At 52.8% G+C, this 8684-nt stretch carries 10 protein-coding genes; all 10 read right to left on the bottom strand.

Annotation, left to right across the window (positions count from 1 at the left end):
* Nucleotides 1-69: 69 nt before the first annotated feature.
* A complete protein-coding gene (gene lepB / locus WMO29_RS14035; protein WP_349165203.1) occupies nt 70-594 on the bottom strand; it encodes a signal peptidase I in 525 nt (174 codons plus the stop codon).
* Nucleotides 591-1121, bottom strand: a complete 531-nt coding sequence (locus WMO29_RS14030; protein ID WP_349165202.1) for a signal peptidase I — start codon at nt 1119-1121, stop codon at nt 591-593. The genes lepB and WMO29_RS14030 overlap by 4 nt, the downstream gene beginning before the upstream one ends.
* A 143-nt stretch (nt 1122-1264) precedes the next feature.
* Nucleotides 1265-2197: a MucBP domain-containing protein gene (locus tag WMO29_RS14025; RefSeq protein WP_349165201.1), complete on the bottom strand. Its 933-nt coding sequence runs from the start codon at nt 2195-2197 to the stop codon at nt 1265-1267.
* Between the two features lie 5 nt (nt 2198-2202).
* Complete coding sequence (locus tag WMO29_RS14020; protein ID WP_349165200.1) at nt 2203-2967, bottom strand: COG1361 family protein; 765 nt, start codon at nt 2965-2967, stop codon at nt 2203-2205.
* Nucleotides 2968-2983: 16 nt separating this feature from the next.
* On the bottom strand, nt 2984-3739 hold the full coding sequence (locus WMO29_RS14015) for a hypothetical protein (protein ID WP_349165199.1): 756 nt from the start codon (nt 3737-3739) through the stop codon (nt 2984-2986).
* 15 nt (nt 3740-3754) lie between these two features.
* Nucleotides 3755-4270 carry a hypothetical protein gene (locus WMO29_RS14010; protein WP_349165198.1) on the bottom strand — a complete coding sequence of 172 codons (516 nt, stop codon included), beginning with the start codon at nt 4268-4270 and terminating at the stop codon, nt 3755-3757.
* Between the two features lie 2 nt (nt 4271-4272).
* Nucleotides 4273-5352: a DUF5979 domain-containing protein gene (locus tag WMO29_RS14005; RefSeq protein WP_349165196.1), complete on the bottom strand. Its 1080-nt coding sequence runs from the start codon at nt 5350-5352 to the stop codon at nt 4273-4275.
* The gene (locus tag WMO29_RS14000; RefSeq protein ID WP_349165195.1) at nt 5342-6226 is read right to left on the bottom strand and encodes a class C sortase; all 885 of its coding nucleotides are present in this window, start codon (nt 6224-6226) and stop codon (nt 5342-5344) included. The genes WMO29_RS14005 and WMO29_RS14000 overlap by 11 nt, the downstream gene beginning before the upstream one ends.
* Nucleotides 6227-6228: 2 nt before the next feature.
* Nucleotides 6229-7110: a class C sortase gene (locus tag WMO29_RS13995; RefSeq protein ID WP_349165194.1), complete on the bottom strand. Its 882-nt coding sequence runs from the start codon at nt 7108-7110 to the stop codon at nt 6229-6231.
* Between the two features lie 135 nt (nt 7111-7245).
* Nucleotides 7246-8679: a SpaH/EbpB family LPXTG-anchored major pilin gene (locus WMO29_RS13990; protein WP_349165193.1), complete on the bottom strand. Its 1434-nt coding sequence runs from the start codon at nt 8677-8679 to the stop codon at nt 7246-7248.
* Nucleotides 8680-8684 lie beyond the last annotated feature (5 nt).

The raw sequence follows: 8684 nt of genomic DNA, 5'->3' as shown, positions 1-8684 counted from the left end.
CCCCCCCCCCCCCCCCCCCCCCCCCCCCCCCCACGCCGTTTTCTGTTCGTTGATATATTTTTATGTTTTTTAGTCCCTTCGGATAATCCTCAGATGCACCACCATCTTCCCCTTCAGCTCGCTCTTCAGTATCGGGCCGAAGATGCGGGAGTCCATGGACTGGATGCGGTTGTCGCCGAGGACGAAGTACCGGTCGGCGGTCAGGGTGCAGGGATAGGTCAGGTTATTACCCTCGGGGGCGCTTTCGCCGTTGGCGTAGGGCTCGTCCTGGGGCTCGCCGTTTATGAGGAGCCGGCCATCCTTAAAGTCTACTTCGTCGCCGGGCAGACCGACGATACGTTTTACGTATTGTTCGCCGGAAGGCAGACGCACAGAGACGATGTCGCCGCGATGGTATTCCGGGACGATGCGGAGATAGAGAGCCAGCTCGCCATCGTCCAGGGTGGGATACATGGAGTCGCCCTTCACGAAAAAGACCCCCACCACCAGCTGAAAGAGGAGTACAATCAGCAAAAGCAGCGCCAGAAACTCTTTGAACTGCCGGAACCAGCTGCGCTTTTTACCGTCATATCTTCCTAAAATTCTCTTCTTCACGCCTCTTTCTCTCTCTTTCTGTTCAGGACTGCAGCCAACAGATGCAGAATTACACCCAGCCCCATCAGACTGGCTGCCGCAAGCTTCCCGGTGCTGCTGGTAAAGGTCTGCGCCATGGAGCCCACCCTCGGGATCGATTTTACGACCCGTCCAATGAAATAATAATAGGGAATCGGACTCATATCATTTTCCTCGTTGGCGTCGCCCTTGGTGATAAACTCGCCCATAACCGTGCTGTTGGTCACCACCCGGTGGGTAATCACAGCACTTCCGTCCTGTACGCTGTAAAACGCGATGACGTCCCCCTCCTGCACCTCTGTGGGATCCATATTTTCCACATACACCAGACTGCCTGTAGGGATCGCCGGTTCCATGCTGCCGCTGACTACCGTATAGAGCTCATAACCCAGCATCCGGGGTATGGTCAGGGGCACGCAGGCCGCGATCAGCGCCACCAGAGCCAGGGTTCCCAGCGTACTGCAGATGACCGCCAGCGGATTTCTGCCTTTTTTCTTATTCTTACTCACGGCTTTTGCTTCCTTTCCGAATGCATACTTTATACCGGCAGGATCTGCCGGTGGCAGCTCCTTACGGATACTTCGTAACAGAAACGGGGATAGGGCCCGTCTCCGAATCCTATCCTCGTCTTCTTCTCATTCTTTCCTGCTTTTTATTCCTCAGATTTCATCCGCTTCCGAATCCATACTGCAAGTACCAGTAACGCCGCCAGAGCGCCCACGCCGATGACCACTGCCGCCGCAAACGGGAATGCCTTCGCGCCATTGCCGTCCAGGTCAATATTCGCTGCCGGCGCCTGATTTTCATCCAGGTCTACCAGGTTGTCGGGGGTGGTTACCTCCACATTATCGTCGTTATCGTCGTTGTCGCCTTCGCCCGCAGCGCCGCCGTTCGCGTCCGCGCCTGCCGCTGCTCCGCCGCCTGCGCCGTTACCGCCTGCGTTCGCGCCTCCGCCATTGACCCTAGTCACGCCCGGCACAACCACCGTCACCACATTGGTGGTGTCAGAGCCCGGAATCGTAATGATTCCGGCCTCGCCCCGTGTATACACGAAGGTAAATACGTTCTCCGCCTCATTGGCGCTCAGAGTCTTGGTCAGAGCCAGCGCCTGCGGTACATAATTCTCAATATACCTGTAAGCCACGATGGGCTTGTCGCCCACATTTCCATAGAACGTGCTGTCCGCAGCCAACTGTCTGCCGGAAGCGTCCTGATACTTCACGGTATAGGCCACCAGATTGCCCTTGATACCGTATGCCACCACATAATCTGCGTCGCCTTCCACACGGAACGCTGTGGCATTGACCGTATTGTTGTCGCGGCCGCTCAGACGCACGCCCTTCACATAATAGCGATCATCCGTCACCTGAATCGTGCTCAGGTCAAAGGATACCTGCGCCCCATACTGCAAATCAGAAATGGTTACGCTGTCCTGACCGCCGATGGTTCCCTGATTGCCCGCATGGAGCGTCACCTGATAGGAATATCCCTTCGGAGCCTCCGCCGCGTCTGCAGTCAGAATCGACAGACTCAGTAAGAAGGTGATTGCCGCTGCCGCTGCTGCCAGTTTTTTGAATGCTTTCATTCGGCTCACTCTCCTTTCTGTCCGTTCTTACGTCTTTTGGATGATTTTACTCCGATAAACAGGAGCACCAGTCCACTGGTCAGTCCCAGCAGACAAAACAGCAGGATGTGGGCCGTATCGCCGGTCTGTACCCGGTTCGTAATCATCCTTGTCTCGGTATGTACCTTACCCGGCGTGTGCTTTACCACGCTTGCAGTGACCTTTTCCACCGCAAATGTCATCTGAAGCTTCGCCAGGGTCTTCTGGTAATCGTTATTCTGGGTTTCGCCCTCGACCGTTACCTTCAGAGTCACTGTGCCGGATTTGCCGGACTCCAGTCTGTCCAGGTAAAAATAATCGTTCAGGGTGTCCGTGGCCTGATGGAGTCCCTCCAGCTTTCCTGTGGCGCTCTCGCCGCCCACATTTTCGCTGTTGTAAATCTCAATCTCCTGACCCTTCGGACCCTTGTAAGCCAGGCGGTAGGAGTAAGCGCCGCCCTGGGCCACATCCGCCGCGTCCTCCAGGGACTGGATGGCCTCGTTGGTCATATACCAGTCGGTAGAACCGGTATCGGAATTCTTAATCTCTACTTTCAGGGTAATGCTGTCGCCGGGCTGCACATTGCCGGCTTCGTCCGCCAGGGTGCCGGAATCAAAATTGCTGACAATCTTTTTCCCGTTAAATTCGGCCCGCCAGCCGTCCTGACCCTTCAGTTCTTCCGCATGGGCTGTAAGACTTCCGCCCGCCAGCATCACCAGTGCCATCGCAAGGCACAATACTTTTTTCTTCATCTTCTTGTACCCCCTCTTAATTTCCTGACACATTGGTAATCACATCGGAGATATCCACGCCCCAGGCACTCTTCACCGCGTCGGCTGCGTTATGAGTCTGCACCGCCTCAGCGGAAATGCCTACCCGGAAGGAATATCCGTCATAATCATAGGTATATGTATAGGTCGTCGCATTGCCGCTCTGTTCAACGGATTTGGTCATCATATCCCGAATCGCCGGGGCGATGCTCAGATAATCCGCGAAATCCACGGACTCACCAGCCTTCAGCGCTCCGTTCAGGTACCAGATGCCGCGCTCCGCCGTCCTGGCGGAGGTATCCTCTGCCCAGCCATTGGCTTCCGTAACATGCAGGTCTATCAGATTCGGATCCAACGTGGTCACCGGTACCTCATTGCCCTCTTTATCTGTCCAGCTTTTTGTGACAATCACACGCACATAGCTGTCAATGTTGCCGCTGTTGCGTACCTCCAGCTGCTCATCATAAGGCTTTCCCGGTACCAGGAGCTCGCCGTCCTTCAGAAGATCCCCAAGCAGCTCTCCCCCGGTCACCATCCACTCGCCGTTCTTATCGTAATTCCGGGCGCCGACGGTCTTGCCATTTTCCAGAAGGGTGATGCCGATACTGGACATCTCCACGCCCGCCACGTAATTCTCGCTGTAGTAGGTCAGCGCTGCCCGCGTGCTTCCCACAGTGCTTCCCAGAAGCAGGAGCGCCGCAGCGCCCAGGAGCAGGGCGGTCTTTTTCGGAAATCTGTTCTTTTTCTTCTTCATCTTGCCCGTCCTCCTTTAATTTCCTGCCGTCTTCTGAAACCGTGCCGGTCCGTTGGGGAGCAATGCCCCGTTCTCGTCGTAGCTTTCCGGAGCGCACTCCTGAACTACGATGACATTCAGCTCGGTGTCCTCTGTTACATCCCCCAGGAGTTCCTGCGGAATCTTAATATTCAAGGTTCCCGTCATCTCGCCCGGCTGAACCAGGTCGCTGTAGTACCAGTAGCCGTCGCCGCCATTGCTCCATTTCCCGGATCCGCCGTCCGCGAAGGTCAGGGTATAGCTGCTTCCCGCAAATGCGGTTACCCGGACGTAGCAGGCGTAATCGCCGATATTCCGAATCGATACGATTTTCGTGCCATTTTCCACCCGCTCGTCAATCTCCGTCTTCGTCTGTCCCAGGTTAAAGACTGCTCCGCCGGAGACCTCTGTATAAGTTGTAAAATAAGCGTATGCGCTTCCCACGGATGCGCTGCCCGCCAGCACCAGACCAGCCGCTGCAAGGCAAAGGGCTTTTTTACTCAGTCTTTTCATCCTTAGTTCACCTCCACCTTATCGATGTCATTTCGACAGTCTACGATTTCTCCGTTCTTATAGAAGGTATTGACTACGCCACTGCCGCCGTTCTGGCGCTTGTCATAAGTATTTGTAAAGCTTACGGAGCTCGGCGTGTAGGGCTCCAGCTCTGCCGGTTTATCGCCGCCCGTTACCTTCCAGTCGCTGTTGGGATTGGCGGTGATGGTCGTCTTCTGAGTGGGGTCTGTGGTCAGCGAGTAGCTGGCGCCGGTATAGACCTCGGTCACCGTCACCTCCGCCCCTGCCGGAAGATCCGTGATGGTCAGGGACCGGCTTCCGGTATCCGTAAAGGAAAGCTTGTATACATTGCTTGTTGTGGTTCCGTCCGGATTCGGTACGGACACCTCATATACGAAATACGCGCCGCCCAGGGATGCATTGTAGCCGATCAGATCCTTGACAATCTCCAGATCCCCAAGACGCTCCTGCCGCTCCGGCTTCAGGCCGACTGCATTGTCGCCGGTCAGATTATAAACCCAGGCGTCGCTGCCTGTGCTGTAGACATAATTATTCGGCACGGAAATCAGATACGGATTAAAGCTGTAGATATAGCTGTCTGTCACCACATCGTCCACCAGCACCAGGTAAAGTCCCAGCTCCATCGGCAACTCCTGCTTTACGCTGTCACTGTCTTTTGCCTTGACTGCCCGGTAATCTTCCGTCATCCCTGCTGCCAGCTCCGCCGCTGTGGCCGCCATTGCGGTCCATTCCTCTGTCTTTGTCTCGCTGTTTACCTTATCCACGCCCAGAGTGGTGTAAGCGTCCTTCGCCTTATACGCGCCGGTCTCGGTGATATCTGCCACCTGATACAGTTTTACGGTCATAGGCAGCTTATACAGCTCCTCGTTATAGTCCGCTCGTTCCTCATCCGGATTCGCAGGCTCCGGGTACACATTCTTCGCCAGCTTGAACTCGATGCTGCCTTTCTGGGACAGATCCACCGGCAACGCCGCGTACGCGCTCGGAAGCTTCAGGCCTGCCAGCGTCAGTGCCAGCGCCAGAATGCACGCTCCTCCCATCTTCACCCTCTTATTCATCATCGCGTTTTCCTCCTTGCTTTTTGTGTCTTCCAAACAGGAATTTCATGATTAATATCACCAGTATGGTCACAGACAGTCCCATTATCAGATAGAGCATGTAATAATTCTGCACTGCCTGAACCATGGTCTCTGCCACTGTATTCTGCACTTCTTCCTCTCCGGTATAAGGTACTCTCGTTCCCCTCACCAGAAGGCGGTGGGAATTGACTCCATAGGGCGTACAGGTAAATAATGTCACCTGATCCGCGTCCGGATCCACCTTCATGGCTTCTGTCAGCGTATCCATATCATCTTTCTCTACCATGGGAAGAATCTGATCCACTTCATAGGCCAGCACTTCGTCCAGCATATGAATGTAAAATTTATCTCCCGGCTGCAGCTGATCGATGTCTGTAAAAAGCCGCGCGCTGGGCAATCCCCGGTGGGCTGCCAGTACGGAATGACTTCCTTCTCCGCCGATAGGGAGCTTCGTACCGTTCAGATGGCCGACGCCGGTCTGCAGCACATCTTCACCGGTTCCGTGGTAAATGGCCAGCTTGATGTTGATCTTCGGGATGGAGAGATACCCCATCACGCCGTCGCCTGCGATATTCAGCACCTTCCAGTATTCCGTATCCTCCAGCTTCGTATCTTCAGCGCCAAATACATCGCCGTAGAGGTTATTGTCGGTAAAGGACGCGTTGAAGGCTCTGGCCTTCTCCCATTCCTCTGAGAAATCCTCCGGCGTCATGGGCTCCATGGCCGCCTCGTAGGTACTGATAAGCTTACTCTGCCGATAGGTGTTCCACTGATTGGATATGGTGGGATATGTCAGAACTCCCAGACCAACCAGAAACAGCAGCCCCACCAGAAGATTCGTGATTTTTCGCTTCATGGTTACTCCTTCGGTGTCGCAGTGTTTTCCATTTTTTTCTTCTGCTTTCTATCCCACAGGAACAAGGCTGCGATAAAGACGGCTGTCACAGCCAGTCCCACGATGACCCAGAGCAGATAATTGGTATGCATGCTGACCTGACCCTTCGTCTCTTCCTTCGCTATGGTCGTCTCCGGATCGTAGGAAACCCGGTGTCCCTGTACCAGAAGCCGATGGGAATTCACGCCGTAGGGGGTACAGGTGAGCAGTGTCACCAGATCCTCGCCGGGCTCCACCGCCAGACTCTCAGTATCCTCCGGCTCTACCACCTGAATGTCATCCACCTCATAAGCCAGTGTCTCATCCAGCACATGAATCAGAAAATGATCACCCAGCTCCAGCTTATCCAGGTCTGTAAAGAGGCTGGCGCTTGGCAGTCCCCGGTGTGCGGAAATGACTGCGTGGCTGTTCTCGCCTCCGATGGGGAGGGAGCTGCCCTCCAGATGGCCTGCGGCCTTCTCCAACACCGTGGCCTCCGTGGTATGATAAATCGGAAGCTTCACCTGAATCTTCGGAATCTCGATGGTTCCCATCATGCCGTCCCCGGTCAGGTTCAGGCTGGCCATGTACTCCGAATCCGGTTCGTCGGACGCCTGGGCGATGGCGAAGGAATCGGGAAGGATGCTGGGAAGCAGGGAGGCATTGTAGGCTCTCGCCCGCTCCCATTCTGCTTCGTAATCAATGCCATCTCCATTTTCCAGGTCGGACACCTGACCTTCGTAGGTGCTGATAAGCCGGCTCTGTCGGTAACTGTTCCACTGGTTTGCCACCAGCGGGTACAGCAATAAGGACAAACCGGCTAAAAATAATATGATTATTCCAATTACTTTTCCTTTATTCTTCATCCGGACTCTCCTTGTTGCTGTAAATGTTTTTATATGGGAGCCAGAGGACTAACGCCCTCTGACTCCTTAAATGCTATGATGTCTCGTCTGTGTTGCTTGTAACGCGTGTTACTTATGTAACTTCTGTTACTTTACTTATTTGTTGTCATTCTTCTTACGACTTGCGAAGAACAGGAATGCTGCTGCAATCATGATAGCGCAGCCGCCGATGGTGAAGATTGTGGTACCGATGCCACCGGTGGAGGGCAGAGCAGAAAGCTTGGTATCAGTAAGTGTATCGCTTACAGATACATTCTGTAACTTACCATTATCTGTTGCTGTAGGAAGCGTAATCGTAACCTGTTTTCCTGCTGCATTAATAGAATATCCAGACGGAGCCTTTGTCTCTTTGAACCAGTAGGTTCCCTCGTCGAGGCCTTTCACCCGAACTGTACCGCTTGTTGCAACTACTGTTGATGTTGCTCCTTCTTCTTCATTTGATAATGCTAACTTATATACACCATCTGTCTCTTTTACAAAATATAACTTATCAGTCTCATTTGCTGTAACTTTGCCATCTTTTTCTTCAAAGTTCTTGTATACCTCAAACTCTGCTCCATTCAGCTGTTTTCTATCTTTTTCATTCTCAGCGTCATCTGTCTTAGTCAGTGTGATATCGCCAGTCCAGCCTTCTTCGTTATCTCCACCTGTCTCTGTTCCGTTACGATACGCATTTGCTGTATTCTTATAAATGCCTCCATCTGCTGTTCCTTCTGCTGCTGTAACGATTGCTGTATAGGTAACTACTACTGTCTGGCCTGCATGTGCATTTTCTTTACCAATATACTTAGTTAAATCAATGGTAACTGCGCCTGTAGCCGAATCTTTTGTCATGGTGTAATCCGTGTCTTTTGTCAGTGCAGCATTGCCTACTGTAAGGCTTGTAATATCTGTAATATCCAGACCGGTCGGCGTATCTACAATAGTAAATACGTTATCTTTTGAATCAGCTTTTTCAAACGCCGGGAATGTTGTTGTAATCTCAAAGGTAAGCGTCTCGCCGCGTTTTACAAATTTATTGCCTGTTGCTTCAATCTTCTGCTTTTTTGTCAGTTCGTATCCGGTCGATTTTGCAGTTACTTCTGCGTTTTTAGCCTGCAGCGTTTCTGCTGTATTATCATAAGTCTCCGCTACCATCGGTGCATAGTTAATCTTGTTGCCTGATGCGGTAATAACATATGCGCCCACCGGAACATTGTTAAATGTAACGTTCGTCACTCCAACTGCATGCTGCTGCTGAATCGGAGTTCCAGCTGCGGCTGCGGAAAGTCCCGCCCAGTCAGTTACTATGTACTTATTATTTGCTGTATCCAGTGTTACATAAGGCTGTGCCCAATCTGCTACAACCCAGGCATTCTCTGCTTCATTTAAGGTAATTGCCGCATACAGATTTACGGTTTCTTCTTCCTGTGCAGACAGTCCCTTTACTTCGATTTTACTTGTCGGCGCTGCCGCCATTGTTGTCATGCTCATTCCAAGCACCATGGCCAGTGTTAATAACACCGCCCAAATCTTTCTGTACTTCTTCATAGCAT

It is taken from the genome of Laedolimicola intestinihominis, assembly GCF_040096155.1.
GTDB classification, from domain to species: domain Bacteria; phylum Bacillota; class Clostridia; order Lachnospirales; family Lachnospiraceae; genus Laedolimicola; species Laedolimicola intestinihominis.
Note: the sequence above shows the minus strand (reverse complement) of the source record. Positions and strands in the feature narration are given on the sequence as shown.